The sequence below is a fragment of the Microbacterium sp. SLBN-154 genome (genome assembly GCF_006715565.1).
Classification (GTDB): domain Bacteria; phylum Actinomycetota; class Actinomycetes; order Actinomycetales; family Microbacteriaceae; genus Microbacterium.
Genome location: NZ_VFNL01000001.1, coordinates 982,968 through 998,568, shown reverse-complemented (window position 1 = coordinate 998,568; position 15,601 = coordinate 982,968). Strand labels below are relative to the sequence as shown.

The following is a 15,601-nucleotide window of genomic DNA, read 5'->3' as shown; positions in this document are numbered from 1 at the left end:
AGGCAAACGCACCAGATCCGCGGAGGAGACATGCAGGAGGAGCTGGTTTTGTGTTCCCTATGGATTCACGCGTCGCCTTGGTCACCGGAGCATCCTCGGGAATCGGAGAGGCCACCGTCCTCGAACTGATCCGGCGCGGATTCGTCGTCTACGCGGGAGCGAGGCGTGTCGAGCGCATGGCGCACCTCGCCGATCACGGCGCCCGCGTCATCCGCCTGGATGTCACCGACGACGAGTCGATGACGGCGGCCGTCACCGGCATCCTTAATGATCGAGGGCGCATCGACGTGCTCGTCAACAACGCCGGATACGGCTCGTACGGAGCCGTCGAAGACGTGCCGATCGACGAGGCGCGACGCCAGTTCGAGGTCAACATCTTCGGGCTCGCGCGGCTCACCCAGCTCGTGCTGCCCACGATGCGGCGCCAGCGCCGGGGCACGATCGTCAACATCTCCTCGATCGGCGGCCGCATCTACGAGCCGCTGGGCGCCTGGTATCACGCGACGAAGTACGCCGTGGAGGGGCTCAGCAACTCGCTGCGGGTCGAGGTCGAGCCGCACGGGGTGCGGGTGGTGCTGATCCGTCCCGGGGCGATCCGAACCGAGTGGAACGAGATCTCGCGGCGGAGCGCCCTCGAGGTCTCAGGCCACACCGCGTACGCCCCGCAGGCGCACGCGCTCGTGCGGGCGCTGAGCGCGGCCGACACCGAGAGCGCGCCGGGGCCGGCGGTCGTCGCCGAGGCGATCGGACGGGCGGTGGATGCCGCGAAGCCGCGGATCCGGTACACCGTTCCCTTCGCCGCGAAGGCCATCGTCTTCGCCCGGTGGCTGCTGCCGGATCGGGTGTTCGACGCCGCGGTGCACCGCGTGTTCGGGGTCACCCCCGCCGATCGGCTGGCCGCAGAGGAGTCGGCCGCGGGCGCGCGGGTGGAGGGTGTGGGCAGCGTGCGCTGACGCCCCACCCCCGCCATCGAGGTGTCACGGATTGTCGCCTTCAGCGCCCCAACCCGACCATCTGCGCCACCTTCTCGGCGACCGGGCCGAAGGAAGTGTCACAGATTGTCGCTTTCAGCGCCCCAACCCGACCATCTGCGCCACCTTCTCGCCGTGGCGCTCAGTCGGCGGGTTCAGTCCGCGGCGCGCAGCAGGCACGCCTCGGCGGCGACCCAGCCGAGCATCGCGCACTTCACGCGCATGACGTAGCGGGCGACGCCCTGGAAGGCGGCGGCATCTTCGAGACGCTCGGGCGGCTCGATGCCCGGCGAACGCAGCATGGTGCGGAAGTCCTCGATGAGCGCCCGCGCCGTGTCGACGTCGGCACCTTTCAGCAGGCCCGACATCACCGACGCCGATGCCATGGAGATGCTGCAGCCCTGCCCTTCCCAGGCGAGCCGGCTCACGACGCCGTCCTCGACGGCGAGGCCGAGCGTGATCTCGTCGCCGCACGACGGGTTCAGCTCGTGATGGGTCACCGCGAAGCCCGTGACGTCGCCGCGACCCTCGGGGTGACGGGAGTGGTCGAGGATCACCTCGCGGTACAGGCTCTCGAGATCGCTCATCGGTCGGCTCCGAAGAAGGGGCGCACCTCGGCGAGCGCGGCGGCGAAGCGCGCCACCTCGGCGGCGTCGGTGTAGACGTAGGCGCTCGCGCGGGTGGTCGCCGCCACCCCGAGACGGCGGTGCAGGGGCTGGGCGCAGTGATGTCCGGTGCGCACCGTGATCCCCCGGTCGTCGAGGAACTGCCCGACGTCATGCGCGTGCACCCCGTCGACGACGAAGCTCACCAGCGGTCCCCGCTCCGCTCCGCCCGGCACACCGATGAGCCGCACGCCCGGTGTGCCGACGACCGCGTCGACCAGAAGGCCGGTCATCTCGTGCTCATGGGCGGCGACAGCCGGCATCCCGATCTCGCGCAGGAAATCGGATGCGGCGCCGAACCCGACCGCCTGGCTCACCGGCTGGGTCCCCGCCTCGAAGCGCGAGGGAGCGGGGAGGAACTGCGCCGACTCCATCGTCACCGTGGTGATCGTCGACCCGCCGGTGCGGGCGGGCGGCAGCAGGTCGAGGAGGTCCTTGCGGCCCCACAGCGCCCCGATGCCCGTCGGACCCAGCATCTTGTGGGCCGAGAACGCCGCGAAATCGACGCCGAGCGACGGGAGGTCCACCGGATGATGCGGCACCGACTGACACGCATCGAGCACCGTCAACGCACCCACCCGTCGGGCGAGTGCGACGACGTCGGCGACGGGCGCGACCATGCCGGTCACATTGGAGACGTGGGCGAAGGCGATGATCCGGGTGCGCGGGGTGACCACGGCCGCGAGCGCATCGACGCTCCAGAGGCCGTCATCGTCCGTCGCGGCCCACCGGAGGGTCGCGCCGGTTCGCGCGGCGAGGCGCTGCCAGGGAAGGAGATTGGCGTGATGCTCGGCCTCGGTGACGACGATCTCGTCGCCGGGCCCGAGGCCGAACCGCGCCCGGGCGTCGTCGCCGCCGAGGCCCAGAGCGGCATCCGACATCCCCAGAGACACCATGTTGATCGCATCGGTGGCGTTCTCGGTCCACACGATCTCATCGGCACCCGCCCCCACGAACGAGGCGACCCGTGCGCGGGCGTCTTCGAAGGCCTGGGTCGCCGCCCCGGTCGCCATGCTCGAGCCCCGATGAACCGCCGCGTAATCGGCGGTGACGAACGCCGCCTCGGCGTCGATCACCTGCCGCGGCCGCTGCGAGGTCGCCGCGGAGTCGAGGTACGCGCGATCGGGATGCGCGGCGAGGAAGGGGAAGTCGTCGCGCACGCGAGTCGGGAGGGTGTTCATCACCCTCCAGTCTCTCGCGGATCGACGCGGGGCGCTCCCGGTCAGGCGGTCGTGGTCGACCGCCGCCGGGGCGGCACGAGGGCGATGCACACGACGGCGGTCGCAGCCAGCACCGCCGCGGCGACCCAGGATGCCGACCCGAGGCCGATCGCGAACGCGTCGCGCGCCGCCTCGGCGATGGCATCGCCTGCCGGGCCGAAGGCCTCCGACGCACCGATGGCAGCGCCGGCCCCCGACTCGATGACCTCCTGCGCCGGCTCGGGCACCCCGTCGAGCACGCCGGCGATCTCGTCGCGATAGCTCGACAGCAGCACGCTGGAGAGCACGGCGATGCCGAGCACCCCACCGACCTCGCGAGTGATGTCGTTCACGGCGCTGGCGATCGACCGACGCTCGGCGGGCAAGCCCTCGATGATCAGTTCGGTGCCCGGGGTGATGCCCATCCCGAAGCCGACCCCGAAGACGGCCAGCGCGACGGCGAGCACCCAGATCGAGGCGTCCGTTCCCTCGGCGAGCGTCAGGGCAGCCCCGGCGAAGCCGGCCGCCATGAGCACGAGGCCGAGTGCGCCCGGTGTTCCCTGCCCGAACCGCCGGGCCAACGCCACCGATCCGCCGATCCCCGCCCCCACTCCCACCGGAATGACCAGCAGCGACAGCGCCGCCCCGAGAGGAGTGAACTCCTGCACGAGCTGAAGGTACTGCGGTGCCAGAACGAAGAGACCGAGCGAGGCGAAGAACTGGGCGGTGACGATGAGAGACCCGGCCGACAGGCCGCGGCTTCGGAACAGCCGCACATCGAGCGACGGCTGCTTCGCCCGCAGCTGATGCACGATGAACGCGCCGACGCCGAGGACGCCGACGACGAGGGCCACGAGCACCAGCGCGTCGTCCCACCCCCGCTTGGGGCCCTCGATGACGGCGAAGACGATGCCGGTGAGCGCGAGAACCGACCAGAGCGCCGCAAGCGGGTCGGCCGACAGACGCGGGTTGCGGTTCTGCGCCACGAGGATCACCGAGGGGATGACGAGGAGCAGCGCCACCCCGCCGAAGAGAAGCTGCACGCTCCCCCACCAGAACCACTCCAGCAGCACGCCCGCGACGATCGTCCCGCCGACAGCGCCGGCCGAACTCACCCCCGACCACACGGCGATGGCGAAGGTCCGCCGCTCGGGCGGATAGGCATCGACGAGAGCCGACAGGGTCACCGGGAAGATGGCCGCGGCGCCCGCCCCCGAGATCGCGCGGAGGGCGATGAACCAGGCGGGATCGGGCGCGAAGGCCGAGGCGAGGGATGCCGCGCCGAAGACGGCCAACCCGACGATGATGACCGTCCGTCGACCGATCTTGTCCGCCAGCAGCCCCGCCGTCAGCAGGAACGCCGCGAACGTGAGCGCGTAGGCGTCGATGATCCAGGTCAACTCCGACTGATCGGCCTCGAGGTCGGTCGCGATGTCGGGGAGAGCGATCGCGAGGGCGGAGTTTCCCGCGACGACGAGTGCGAGCGCGACGCACAGGCTGATGAGAAGGCCTCGCAGCCGCCCCTCGGACGAGGTGCGGGGCGAGGCGACGCTCGGAGCGGACATGGCGTTCCCTTCGGATTCGGAATGATTCGGTTTCCATATTCTTCCGATTCCGCAGAGTTGTCAATAGAATCGCGACATGGCCTCCGCCCCCTTCGACGACCCCACCCGGCCCGACTCGTACGACGACGTCGAGCATCTGGAACGCGGACGCACCGACGCCCACGAGGTGAGCTGGGCGCTGCGCGACCTCAATCGCGCGACGGCGGACGTGGAGCGCGCACTCGCGGAGCACATGCACCTGCGCCCCATGGATTACGACGCCATCGGACATCTCATGGAATCCGAGCGCTCGCCGCTCGGCACCCTCGAGCTGGCCGCACGCCTGCGCATCAGCCCGGGGTCGGCGACCGAGCTGGTCGACCGCCTCGAGCGGGCGGGTCACGTCGCCCGGGAGCGCAGCCCGCGCGATCGCCGCCGGGTTCAGCTGACGGTGCAGCCGCAGGCGGTCGACCAGGTGATCGGAGGGCTCTCACCGCTGTTCCGCACCCTCGACGATCTCGCCGACGAGTACTCCGAGGAGCAGCAGCAGGCCATCGCGGACTACCTCCGGCGGGCCGCCGCGCACACCCGCACGTTCATGGCGGGCCTGGATGCTGATAACCTCCCTTCGTGACCCTGACGTGTCGTTGTTGTGAGTGAGCGCCCCTCGGCGCGCCTTCGACGACCACTCACCTTCGGCTGCCACGAGCAGCCCTTACTCAGGAACACACCGTGCGCTACGCCTCCCACGTCGCCGACCTCGTCGGCCACACCCCCCTCGTCCGCCTGAACCGCGTCGTCGCTGATGTCAAGCCGACCGTGCTGGCCAAGGTCGAGTACTTCAACCCCGGCGGATCGGTCAAGGACCGCATCGCGCGTCGCATGATCGACGCCGCCGAAGAAAGCGGCCAGCTCCAGCCCGGCGGCACGATCGTCGAGGCCACGAGCGGCAACACCGGCGTGGGCCTGGCCCTCGTCGCCCTCCAGCGCGGTTACCGCATGATCTTCGTGGTGCCCGAGAAGTTCTCCGGCGAGAAGACCGCGGTCCTCCGCGCCTACGGCGCCGAGATCGTCACCGTTCCGACGAACGTGCCGCCGGATCATCCCGACTCCTACTATTCGGTCAGCGACCGGCTGGCCGAGGAGATCCCGGGCGCCTTCAAGCCCAACCAGTTCGCCAACATCAACGGGCCGCTCTCGCACTACGAGACAACCGGCCCGGAGATCTGGGACGACACCGAGGGCCGGGTCACCCACCTCGTCGCCGGCATCGGCACCGGGGGCACGATCACCGGCACCGGCAAGTATCTGAAGGATGTCTCCGAGGGCCGCGTCACGGTCGTCGGCGCCGACCCCGAGGGCTCGATCTACTCCGGCGGCCCGGTGCACGGCTACCTCGTCGAGGGCGTGGGCGAGGATTTCTGGCCCACCACCTTCGATCCGAACGTGGTCGACCGCTACGAGCGGGTGGATGACCGCGAGTCGTTCGAGATGACTCGGCGCCTGGCGCGCGAGGAGGGCCTCCTCGTCGGAGGATCGTGCGGGATGGCGGTCGTCGCCGCCCTCCGCACCGCACGCGACCTCGGCGAGGACGACGTCGTCGTCGTCATCCTCCCCGACTCGGGCCGCGGCTACATCAGCAAGATCTTCGATGACGAATGGATGACGAGGAACCTGCCGTGAGCGTCGACAAGAGCACCCACCGCTTCGACAGCCTCGCCGTCCACGCCGGTCAGGAGTTCGACCCCACCACCGGAGCGGTGATCCCCCCGGTGCATTTCTCCACCACCTTCGCCCAGGACGGCATCGGCGGGCTCCGCCAGGGCTACGAGTACGGCCGGAGCGGCAACCCGTCCCGCACGGCCCTTCAGCGTCAGCTCGCCGCACTCGAGGGCGGCGCCCACGCGTTCTCGTTCTCGTCGGGCCTGGCCGCCGAAGATGCGCTGCTGCGCGCGACGCTGAAGCCCGGCGACAGCGTGCTGCTGGGCAACGACGTCTACGGCGGCACCCACCGGCTGCTGGCCCGTGTGCTGGCGCCGTGGGGTGTGCAGATGCGCACGGTCGAGATGTCCGACGCCGCGGCGGTCCGCGCCGCCCTCGCCGAGCGCCCCGCGCAGCTGGTGTGGGTCGAGACGCCGTCGAACCCCCTGTTGAAGATCACCGACATCGCCGAGCTCGCCGCGATCGGGCACGAGGCCGGAGCGCTCGTCGTCGTCGACAACACCTTCGCCACTCCGGCTCTGCAGCGCCCCCTCACCCTCGGCGCCGACGTCGTCGTCCACTCGGTGACGAAGTACCTCGGCGGGCACTCTGATGTCGTCGGCGGCGCGCTCGTGCTCGATGACGACGAACTCGCCGAGAAGATCGGATTCCTCCAGTTCGCCGTCGGCGCGGTCTCGGGACCGATGGATGCGTGGCTGGCCTCACGGGGGATCAAGACCCTCGGGATCCGGATGGCACGCCACAGCGCCAACGCGGCCGCGATCGCCGCCTTCCTCCGAGACCACTCGCACGTCGCGCAGGTGTTCTACCCCGGCCTGGAGGACCACCCCGGTCACGCGATCGCCGCGCGGCAGATGTCGGACTTCGGCGGGATCGTCTCGGTCGCCTTCGACTCGGGCGAGCTCGCCCGCCGGTTCGCGGAGTCGACGGAGCTCTTCCAGCTCGCCGAATCGCTCGGCGGCGTGGAGTCGCTCGTGAACTACCCCGACGCGATGACCCACGCCTCGGTGCGCGGAACCGACGCGGCCGTGCCGGTCGAGGTCGTGCGCCTGTCCGTGGGGATCGAAGACCCCGCCGACCTCATCGCCGACATCGAGCAGGCGCTGCGCGCCGCGACCCGCTGAGTCAGACCATCGCCCCGCGGGCGAGACGGATCTCCCGCCGACCCGCCGTGCTCGCGGCCCATCCCGAGCGGATGACGCGCAGCGCGTCGCGCATGAGCTCGATCCCGTCGTCATACGGCGCGCGCCAGATCGCCAGCATGTCGGCGACCGGTTCGGCGAGCACCGTGCGCGAGAACGCCTCCACCCCGAACCTCCCGCGATAGCCGTCGTCGAGGGCCTGCCGGACGATCTGCGGGATGTCGACAGCCCCGCCCGAGAGGGCTCCGCGCCCCGACTGACCCAGCTCGAGGTAGGACAGGCGCGGCAGGGCGAGACGGATCGCGCCCTCGAGGTCTGACTCCTCCACCGCCATATGGAAGGTGTCGAGGTGGATGCGGAGGTTCTCCGACCCGCTCGCCTCGGCGAACCGCATCGCTTGCGCGGCGGTGTTCACCACCGAGGTCTCATAGCGGTTGAGCACCTCGAAGGTCATGGCGATCCCGAGATCGGCCGCCTCGTCGGCGACCTGTCCGACCAGGCGCGCGGCCTCCTCGACGCGCTGCCGGGGCACGGGAGCCCCCGGCGAGCCGAAGAGCCCGTAGGGCACGCCGTTCATCTGGTCGCCGCCGAGCTCGGCGGTCAGCCGCAGCGCCTGGCGGAGCGCGTCGACGCCCGCGGCACGTTCGTCCGCGTCATCCGAAGAGACATCGGCACCGGGAGCCTGCCCGGCGATGGTGATCGGCGAGACCTCCCAGTGCGCGAAGGCGTCCCTCATGCTGCGGGTGTCGGTCGCGGCGGGGTCGAGCGGCGGAAGCACGACCCGGTGGATTCCGAGATCGACGAGCGCGGGCAGCGCCTGCTCCAGGCTCTCGGGCGAGGCGTCGGCGACCACCACGTTCAGGTGGCACGCCACATCGAGGGTCATCGGGATGTCGCTGGCGTGGGCGGTCATCAGAACACCGGGAGGTCCAGCCGCTGCTTGAACACCGAGTACCCGTCGTCGACGTGCACCACCGTGCCGTTGATGACATTCGCCTCGTCCGAGGCGAGGAAGGCCACGACATCGGCGATCTCGGACGGCTGGGTCATGGTGTTGCGCAGCTGCTCCGAGGCGAACACCGTCTTCAGTTCGTCGCTGAACTGGTTGATGATCGCCGTCCCCACCCGACCGGGCGTGATCGCCACGACCCGGATGTTGTGCTCGGCGAGCTCGTACGCCGCCGAGCGGGTGAAGGAGATGACCGCAGCTTTGGCGGCGCTGTAGCTGAAGGCGAGTTCTGCGGCCTGCTCGCCGTAGATGGAGGATGTGTTGATGATCACCCCGGGGGTCCCCTGATCGCGGAACTGGCGGGCCGCGGCGAGGATGCCGTAGTAGACGCCGTCCTGATCCACGCGGATCATCGGCACATAGTCCTTCGCCGGGTCGTGGTCCAGGAGCGGCGCGCCCCCGGCGATGCCGGCGTTGTTGAAGATGACGTCGAGCTTGCCGAAGGTCGACACCGCGGTGGCGACCATCTGCTCGACCTCGGCGAAGTCCGAGACGTCGACGCGGCACGCGGCGGTCATGCCGGTGTGGCCGGCGGCCTCGACCTCGGCGACGGCGCGCTCGGCCGCCTCGAGGGAGATGTCGGCGATGAGCACCTTCGCGCCCTCGCGGACGAACTTGTCGACGGTGGCGCGGCCGATGCCGCTCGCGCCGCCGGTGATGATGGCGACCTTGCCTTCCAGGCGCATGGGGGTTCCTTTCCGTGGTGGACCTCGGGGGCAGGCCCGAGAGAAGAGCCCGCCCCCGAGGGGATTGCGTCAGCCGAGCTGGTCGGACGGGGTGATGTCGTCGGCGTTCTCGGAGGTGACCAGCGTCGTGGCCTCCTCCTCGAAGTTGTTCGACGGCGCCGAGCCCGACGAGCGCCACTGGGCGATCGCCTCCAGGACGGCCTCGTTGATCAGCGGCCAGGGCTGCTCGACGGTGGCGAGCATCGTGCCGGCCTTCACCGCCGCGATCGCCTCGCTCGTGGCATCCACTCCGGTGACGGCGACGGTGGCGCCGGCCTCGGTCACGGCCTGCACCGCACCCAGAGCCGCGTCATCCCAGCCGACCCAGACGGCATCGAGGCCGTCGGGGTTGGCAGACAGGTAGTCGGCGACCAGCGCCAGGGCCTCGGTGCGCCCGGTGGCGGGTGAGACGACCTGCTGGATCTCTCCGCCGGCGAGCGTGGCGCCGGCGGCCTCGACCGCCTCGGCGGCCAGCGCGGCGCGGGTGCGGATGCCGGCGTGCGGGTCGTGCCCGATCACCATGATGTTCTTGCCCTCGAGCCCGCCGATCGCGTCGGAGATCGCGCCCATGGTCTGGTCGACGATGCCCTGCTGGTCGGTGGTGATGTTCAGCGCGTAGGCGTCGGTGGGCTCGACGCCGGCGTCGATGGCGAACATCGGGATGCCGGCATCCTTCACCGCGGTGACGATCGAGCCGATCGAGGCGACGTCGGTGTAGCCGTTGTAGACGAGGTCGGCGCCCTGTCCGATGGCGCTCTCGACGGCGGGGTTCATCTTCTGGAAGTCGAAGTCGCCCTGGACCATGGTGAGCTCCCAACCGAGCTCGGCAGCCTGGGCCTCGACCTCCTTGACCCACCAGGCACCGATGGGCGTCTGGTTGCCCGAGGTGAAGGCGACGACCCGCAGCGGCTCATCGCCACCGCCTCCGCCGGCGTCACCTCCGCCTCCGTTGGAGCCGGAGCCACCGGCGCATCCGGCGAGCGCGAGGGCGCTGGCCACGGCGAGGACTGCGAATGCCCTGATTCTGTTACGCACTTCTCTACTCCTTTGTGATGGTTGCGTTTTTTCTTGGTGCCCCCGGCGCGGGTGTCGCCGGGCTGATGAGAACGCCTAGCGTTCTCGGTTCTTGAACGAGCTGAGGGTGACCGCGGCGATGATGATGATGCCGGTGACGACCTGCTGCACGTACGCGTTCACGCCCAGGATGTTCAGTCCGTTGCTCATGACGCCGATGATCGCGACGCCGACCATGGTGCCGACGATGTTGGCGGCACCCGAGCGGACGATGGTCATGCCGAGGAAGACCGCGGCGACGGAGAACATCAGGTTGTCCTCGCCCTGGATGGCGCTCGCGCTTCCCAGCCGCGCGGCCAGGAGCACCCCGCCGATGGCGGCGACCAGGCCGGCGGCCGAGAAGGCGAGGAAGCGCGCGCGCTTGACGTTCACGCCCGACAGGCGCGAGACCTCGGCGTTGCCGCCGATCGCATACCAGCGTCGACCGAGCGTGGTGTAGCGGAGGATGAACCACAGCACCGCCGAGATCGCGATGGCGATGAAGACCGGCAGCGGGATCTCCAGGAACCGTCCTTGGCCGAGGGCGTTGAACTCCGGAGGCAGGTTGAACAGCGTCGTCCCCTGCGTCACGAGGAAGGCCAGTCCGATGACGGAGGTCATCGTGGCCAGCGTCGCCACGAACGCCGAGAGATTGAGGAACGCCACGAGCGCCCCGTTGATCATGCCGATGAGGAGCCCGACCAGGAGCGCGATCGCGATCGCCGGCATCACCGGAACACCCTGGAGCATGAGGGATGCCGCCACCGCGCCGGCCAGCGCCGAGGTCGCCGCGACCGACAGGTCGAAGTCGCCGACGACCATGACGAGCGTCTGCGCGCCGGCGATGATCGCCAGGATCGACACCTGATAGAGGATGTTGCGGACGTTGGTGAAGGTCAGGAAGACGTCGGGCCGCATGGCGAAGAAGAAGACGACCAGGAGCACGAGGGCGACGACGGTGCCGCCCTGCATGAGCCGGGTGCCGACGGTGCGGGCGTGACCCGCGACCATGACGGCGCCGGTGCGCTCTTTTTCCGTGGTGGTCATGTCAGACCGCCTTTCCGTAGCAGTAGGACAGGAGGATCTCGTCGTCCGCGCCCTCGGCCGGGACTTCGCCCGAGACGTGACCCTCGTGGAGGATGATGATGCGGTCGCTCATCCCGATGAGCTCGGGGAGTTCGGAGCTCACCGCGATGACGGCGGTGCCCTGGGCGGCGAGCTGACGGATGAGGCGGTAGATCTCCGCCTTCGTTCCCACGTCGATGCCGCGGGTGGGCTCGTCCATCAGCAGCACCCGGGGGTTGCGGGCGAGCATCTTGGCGAGCACCACCTTCTGCTGGTTGCCGCCGGAGAGCTCACTGACGTGCTGGCGGGGGCTGCGCGCCTTGATGCGGAGGTCGGCGATGCCGCGCTTGGCGATGTCGGCGACGCGGTTCCCGGCGACGTAGCCGGCGGAGCTGACGGTGCCGAGGTTCGCCAGGGTGATGTTGTCCTGGATCGATGCGCCGAGGATCACTCCCTGGCTGCGGCGCTCCTCGGGGACGAGGGCGATGCCCGCCTCGAGGGCCCGACCGACGCCGCCGCGGCGCGGGAGGATCGCGTCGCCGACGGCGATCTCGCCCGCGGTGTGGCGCTGCGCGCCGGCGAGGAGACGCAGCAGCTCGCTGCGTCCCGAGCCCGCCAGTCCGCCGATCCCCAGCACCTCGCCGGCGTGCACGGTGAACGACACGTCCGACACCCGCCGACCGCTGAGCCCTGTCACCGTCATCACCGGGGTGGCCGTCGTCGTTCCCCGATCGGGATAGAGGGCATCGGGGGAACGGCCCACCATGAGGGAGATGACCTCGTCGATGTGGGAGTCGGCGACGGGCTTGGTGATGATCGTCTCGCCGTTGCGCATGATCGTCAGCCGATCGCAGAGCTCGAAGACCTCCTCGAGGCGGTGGGAGACGTAGACGATCGACACCCCCTCGTCACGCAGCGACCGCAGCACCGCGAAGAGGTCGCGGATCTCGGTGTCGGTGAGAGACGCGGTGGGCTCATCGAGGATCAGCACCCGGGCGTCGGTGGCGAGCGCCCGGGCGAAGGCGACCATGGTCTGCTGCACGGGCGAGAGTTCGCCGGCGAGCTTGCCGAGCGGGATCTTCTGGTTGATCCGCTGCAGCTGCTCCTTCGCGCGCCGGCGCAGGTGCGCCCAGCGCACCACCCCGGCCACGCTCGGAGTCTCCTCGCCCAGCATGATGTTCTCGGCGACGCTGATCGAGGGGACGATCGAGAGCTCCTGGTAGAGGGCCACGATCCCCGCGCGGTTGGCTGCGCGGACGCTGGCGAAGTGCACCTCCTCGCCGTTCAGCCGGATCGACCCCGCGTCGGGCTCGTGGATGCCGGTGATGATCTTGATGAGGGTCGACTTGCCGGCGCCGTTCTCGCCCAGCAGGGCGTGGATCTCGCCGGGGCGCACCTCCAGTCGTGCGCCGTTGAGGGCGTGCACGCCTTCGAAGCGCTTGACGATGTTCTCCACCTGGAGGGTCGGTGTCGGGGTCCCCACCGTCTGCGGACGTTCTTCCACGGTCGTCATGCTCCTCAGCTCCCGTCGGGGATGTCGTTGCACCGGATGAGGACCTTCGGGTGACGTCCACTCAGGTGTTCTGCGAAGGCGGCGACGGCGTCGTCGAGGTCGTAGACCGCCCGAGTGAAATCGTCGAGCCGCAGGTGCGGAAGCAGCTGCACGGCGCGCGGAAAGGCGTAGGGCGACACGAACACACCGGTGAGGGTGAGCTCTTTGAGGTAGAGGTACGACGAGAGGTTCAGCGGCAGCTCGTAGTCGGCCGGATACATCGCGCCGTAGACCACCGTGGCCCCGTGCGCGGCGAGGTCGAGCAGCCCCGGAACGGCGCGGGTCGAGCCCGAGGCGTCGACGACGACATCGAAGCCCCTGCCGCCGGTGATCTCCTGCGCGCGAGCGGCCTGGTCCTCGGCGAGCGGATCGATCACGTGATCGGCGCCGCCGCGGAGGGCCATCTCGCGCCGTTCGGCGATCGGCTCGATCATCGTCAGCGACGTCGCTCCGTGCAGCTTCAGCACCTGCAGCGCCAGCTGGCCGATCGGACCGCCGCCGCAGACCACGACCCGGTCGCCGACCCGCAGGCGGGTCTTGTCGGCGATGCGCACGGCCACCGAGACCGGCTCGAGCAGCGCACCCTGGCGGAGGCTCACCTCACCCGGCAGGCGGTAGACCTGCGATTCGTGCCACGTGACGGTCTCGGCCATGCCGGGCCGGTTGTACTCCTGGATGAATTCGCAGAACTGCTGGCGACCGTCCCGGCAGGGCAGGCACGTCCCGCAGAAGCGCAGGAAGTTGCCCGCGACGCGGTCGCCGACCTGAAGGCCCGTGCGATGCGCCCGTTCGCCGAGCGCCTCGACGACCCCGGAGATCTCGTGGCCGAGCCCGATGGGGACCTCGGTTCCGAAGTAGCCCTCCGCCACGTGCGGATCGGATCCGCAGATGCCCGCGTAGGCGACGCGGATGCGGACGTCCTCCGGGCCGAGTGGCTGCGCGGGGAAGTCGGCGAGACCGATGAGTCCGCGCTCGTCGGCGTCTTCGGCGCGCAGGTTCCCCACGCGGGTGACGGCGACCGTCTTCATGGTGACGTCCCTCCGTCTCAGGCCGCGTGCGCCCGGCGGATGGCGGCGACCGTGGCGGCGAGGCCGTACCCGTGCTTGTCGCGGAGCTGCTCGTCCTCGCCGAATCCGGCGTAGACCTGCGGGATGCCCAGCCGCTCGAAGGCGGTCAGGTGCAGGCGGCGATCGGCGATGACGTCGGCGATCCGGCTGGCCAGGCCGCCGTAGGCGAGGTGGTCCTCGAGCACGACGAATCGCCCGTCGGTGCGCTCGGCGGAGTCGAGGATGAGCTCCTCGTCGATGGGCTTCAGCGTGAACATGTCCACGACCCGCACCGAGATCCCCGCCTCGGCGACCTGCTCGGCGGCGGCGAGCGCCTGCGCGACGGTGGTGCCGTGGGTGAAGAGGGTGAGATCGGTGCCCTCGCGGGCGATGATGCCCTTGCCGATGCGGATGTCGTGCTGACCGGGTTCGTAGAGGACCATGTCCTTCTTGCCGACCGCGAGGCGGATGTACAGGGGCCCCGTCATGCTCATCGACTGACGGATGATCTCGCCGACCATCAGCGGGTCGCCGATCGAGGTCACCGTCATGTTCGTCAGCGCCGACATCAGCGCGAGGTCCTCGACGGCGTAGTGCGTCGAGCCGCCGTTGCCGACGAGACCGCCGTGCGTGCCGATGATCTTCACCGGGAGGTTCGGGTAGCAGATGTCGGTGCGGATCTGCTCCAGCGCCCGCATGCTGAGGAAGGGGAGCATGCCGGAGACGACGGGGATGTTGCCGTCGTAGGCGAGGCCCGCCGCGATCCCGACGCAGGCCTGCTCGGCGAGCCCGACGTCGATGAAGCGGTCGGGGAAGCGGTCGCGGAACTCCACGAGGGTGGCCCCGATGTCGGGGGTGAGGACGAAGAGGTTCTCCCGGTCCTCGCCCAGCTCCGCCAGGGTCGAGCCGATGACGGATCGGGCTCCGAGGAATTCCCCGAAGGTGAAGGTGACGGGCATCAGACACTCTCCTTCGTGCGGGATGCGTCGAGCGCGGCGAGCGCGCGCTCGAGGTCGGCGGCGCCGAGCGAACCGGCGTGCCAGGCGAGGTTGTGCTCCATGAAGTCCACGCCCTTGCCCTTGACGGTGTTGCAGATGACCACGGTCGGCACGTCGCTGGCGGGGTCGGGGAGCGCATCGACCGCTGCGACGAGCTCGGCCATGTCGTGGCCGTCGACCTCGACGACGTTCCAGCCGAACGCGCGCCACTTGTCGGGATACGGCTCGAACATCACCCGCTCCTCGGCGAAGCTCGTCATGAGCTGCTTGTTGCGGTCGATGAAGGCCACGAGGTTCCCCAGGCGATTGCTGCGGGCCGCCATCACCGCCTCCCACACCGATCCCTCGCCGGTCTCGCCGTCACCCAGGAGGGTCACCACACGGTGCGTCTCACCCCGGTGACGGGCGCCCAGCGCCATCCCGACCGCCAGCGGCAGTCCGTGGCCCAGCGAGCCGGTGGAGCACTCGACGCCCGGCAGCTGCACCTTGCACGGGTGCATGCCGTAGGCGCTGTCGAGCTGGCCGTATGTGGCGACGATGTCGTCGTACTCGAAGAAGCCGCGGATGGCCATGGCGATGTACATGCAGACTGCCGCGTGGCCCTTGCTGAGCACGAAGCGGTCGCGCTCGGGGGCGGCGATGTCGGTCGGGTCCACGCGCAGTCCATAGCTGAAGAGCACGGTCAGGATGTCCGCGGCGGAGAGATCCCCGCCGATGTGGACGGCACCCTCGTAGGTGCCGCACAGCTGCAGGAGCTTCGATCGCAGCTCGAATGCGAGGTCTTCCAGCTCAGCCACGCTGTGCTCTCGACCGGCTGTCAGGGTCGGCGAACTCACCACATGCCTCCTCATTGAATGACACGGTGTCGATCAGTCGTTGTCGATCAGTCGGCCTTCGTCGGCCGTCTGCG

At 69.9% G+C, this 15,601-nt stretch carries 15 protein-coding genes; 4 read left to right on the top strand and 11 right to left on the bottom strand.

From position 1 onward, the window contains the following. Window positions 1-59: 59 nt before the first annotated feature. A complete protein-coding gene (locus FBY40_RS05040) occupies window positions 60-953 on the top strand; it encodes an oxidoreductase (RefSeq protein ID WP_141936896.1) in 894 nt (297 codons plus the stop codon). Window positions 954-1,126: 173 nt separating this feature from the next. Here the strand turns inward: FBY40_RS05040 and sufU are convergent, their stop codons facing one another. The 3 genes from sufU to FBY40_RS05025 are packed head-to-tail and all read right to left on the bottom strand — an operon-like array spanning window position 1,127 to window position 4,400. After that, complete coding sequence (sufU, locus tag FBY40_RS05035; RefSeq protein WP_141936894.1) at window positions 1,127-1,558, bottom strand: Fe-S cluster assembly sulfur transfer protein SufU; 432 nt, start codon at window positions 1,556-1,558, stop codon at window positions 1,127-1,129. Continuing rightward, on the bottom strand, window positions 1,555-2,817 hold the full coding sequence (locus tag FBY40_RS05030; RefSeq protein ID WP_141936892.1) for an aminotransferase class V-fold PLP-dependent enzyme: 1,263 nt from the start codon (window positions 2,815-2,817) through the stop codon (window positions 1,555-1,557). Before FBY40_RS05030 ends, sufU begins: the two co-directional genes overlap by 4 nt. Before the next feature lie 41 nt (window positions 2,818-2,858). Next, a complete protein-coding gene (locus FBY40_RS05025) occupies window positions 2,859-4,400 on the bottom strand; it encodes an MFS transporter (RefSeq protein ID WP_141936890.1) in 1,542 nt (513 codons plus the stop codon). Window positions 4,401-4,476: 76 nt separating this feature from the next. Between FBY40_RS05025 and FBY40_RS05020 the strand changes: the two genes are divergently transcribed. The 3 genes from FBY40_RS05020 (at window position 4,477) to FBY40_RS05010 (ending at window position 7,225) form a co-directional block, all read left to right on the top strand. Further along, window positions 4,477-5,013 carry a MarR family winged helix-turn-helix transcriptional regulator gene (locus tag FBY40_RS05020; RefSeq protein WP_200829919.1) on the top strand — a complete coding sequence of 179 codons (537 nt, stop codon included), beginning with the start codon at window positions 4,477-4,479 and terminating at the stop codon, window positions 5,011-5,013. A 98-nt stretch (window positions 5,014-5,111) separates the two neighbouring features. Continuing rightward, complete coding sequence (locus tag FBY40_RS05015) at window positions 5,112-6,062, top strand: cystathionine beta-synthase (RefSeq protein ID WP_141936888.1); 951 nt, start codon at window positions 5,112-5,114, stop codon at window positions 6,060-6,062. After that, window positions 6,038-7,225 (top strand): cystathionine gamma-synthase, encoded by a 1,188-nt coding sequence (locus FBY40_RS05010; RefSeq protein WP_141936886.1) that lies wholly within the window; start codon window positions 6,038-6,040, stop codon window positions 7,223-7,225. Before FBY40_RS05015 ends, FBY40_RS05010 begins: the two co-directional genes overlap by 25 nt. A gap of 1 nt (window position 7,226) precedes the next feature. Here the strand turns inward: FBY40_RS05010 and FBY40_RS05005 are convergent, their stop codons facing one another. From FBY40_RS05005 to FBY40_RS04970, 8 genes are all read right to left on the bottom strand, one after another. Continuing rightward, the gene (locus tag FBY40_RS05005; protein WP_141936884.1) at window positions 7,227-8,156 is read right to left on the bottom strand and encodes a sugar phosphate isomerase/epimerase family protein; all 930 of its coding nucleotides are present in this window, start codon (window positions 8,154-8,156) and stop codon (window positions 7,227-7,229) included. After that, complete coding sequence (locus tag FBY40_RS05000; RefSeq protein ID WP_141936882.1) at window positions 8,156-8,938, bottom strand: SDR family NAD(P)-dependent oxidoreductase; 783 nt, start codon at window positions 8,936-8,938, stop codon at window positions 8,156-8,158. Before FBY40_RS05000 ends, FBY40_RS05005 begins: the two co-directional genes overlap by 1 nt. 69 nt (window positions 8,939-9,007) lie before the next feature. Beyond that, complete coding sequence (locus tag FBY40_RS04995; protein WP_141936881.1) at window positions 9,008-10,012, bottom strand: sugar ABC transporter substrate-binding protein; 1,005 nt, start codon at window positions 10,010-10,012, stop codon at window positions 9,008-9,010. Between the two features lie 75 nt (window positions 10,013-10,087). Then, window positions 10,088-11,077 (bottom strand): ABC transporter permease, encoded by a 990-nt coding sequence (locus FBY40_RS04990; RefSeq protein WP_141936878.1) that lies wholly within the window; start codon window positions 11,075-11,077, stop codon window positions 10,088-10,090. 1 nt (window position 11,078) lies between these two features. Continuing rightward, window positions 11,079-12,608, bottom strand: a complete 1,530-nt coding sequence (locus tag FBY40_RS04985; RefSeq protein ID WP_141936876.1) for a sugar ABC transporter ATP-binding protein — start codon at window positions 12,606-12,608, stop codon at window positions 11,079-11,081. A gap of 5 nt (window positions 12,609-12,613) precedes the next feature. Beyond that, window positions 12,614-13,675, bottom strand: coding sequence for a zinc-dependent alcohol dehydrogenase (locus FBY40_RS04980; RefSeq protein WP_141936875.1), 1,062 nt, complete (start codon window positions 13,673-13,675; stop codon window positions 12,614-12,616). Window positions 13,676-13,692: 17 nt separating this feature from the next. Next, window positions 13,693-14,652 (bottom strand): transketolase family protein, encoded by a 960-nt coding sequence (locus FBY40_RS04975; RefSeq protein ID WP_141936873.1) that lies wholly within the window; start codon window positions 14,650-14,652, stop codon window positions 13,693-13,695. Beyond that, complete coding sequence (locus FBY40_RS04970; protein WP_200829918.1) at window positions 14,652-15,527, bottom strand: transketolase; 876 nt, start codon at window positions 15,525-15,527, stop codon at window positions 14,652-14,654. Before FBY40_RS04970 ends, FBY40_RS04975 begins: the two co-directional genes overlap by 1 nt. Window positions 15,528-15,601: the final 74 nt, after the last annotated feature.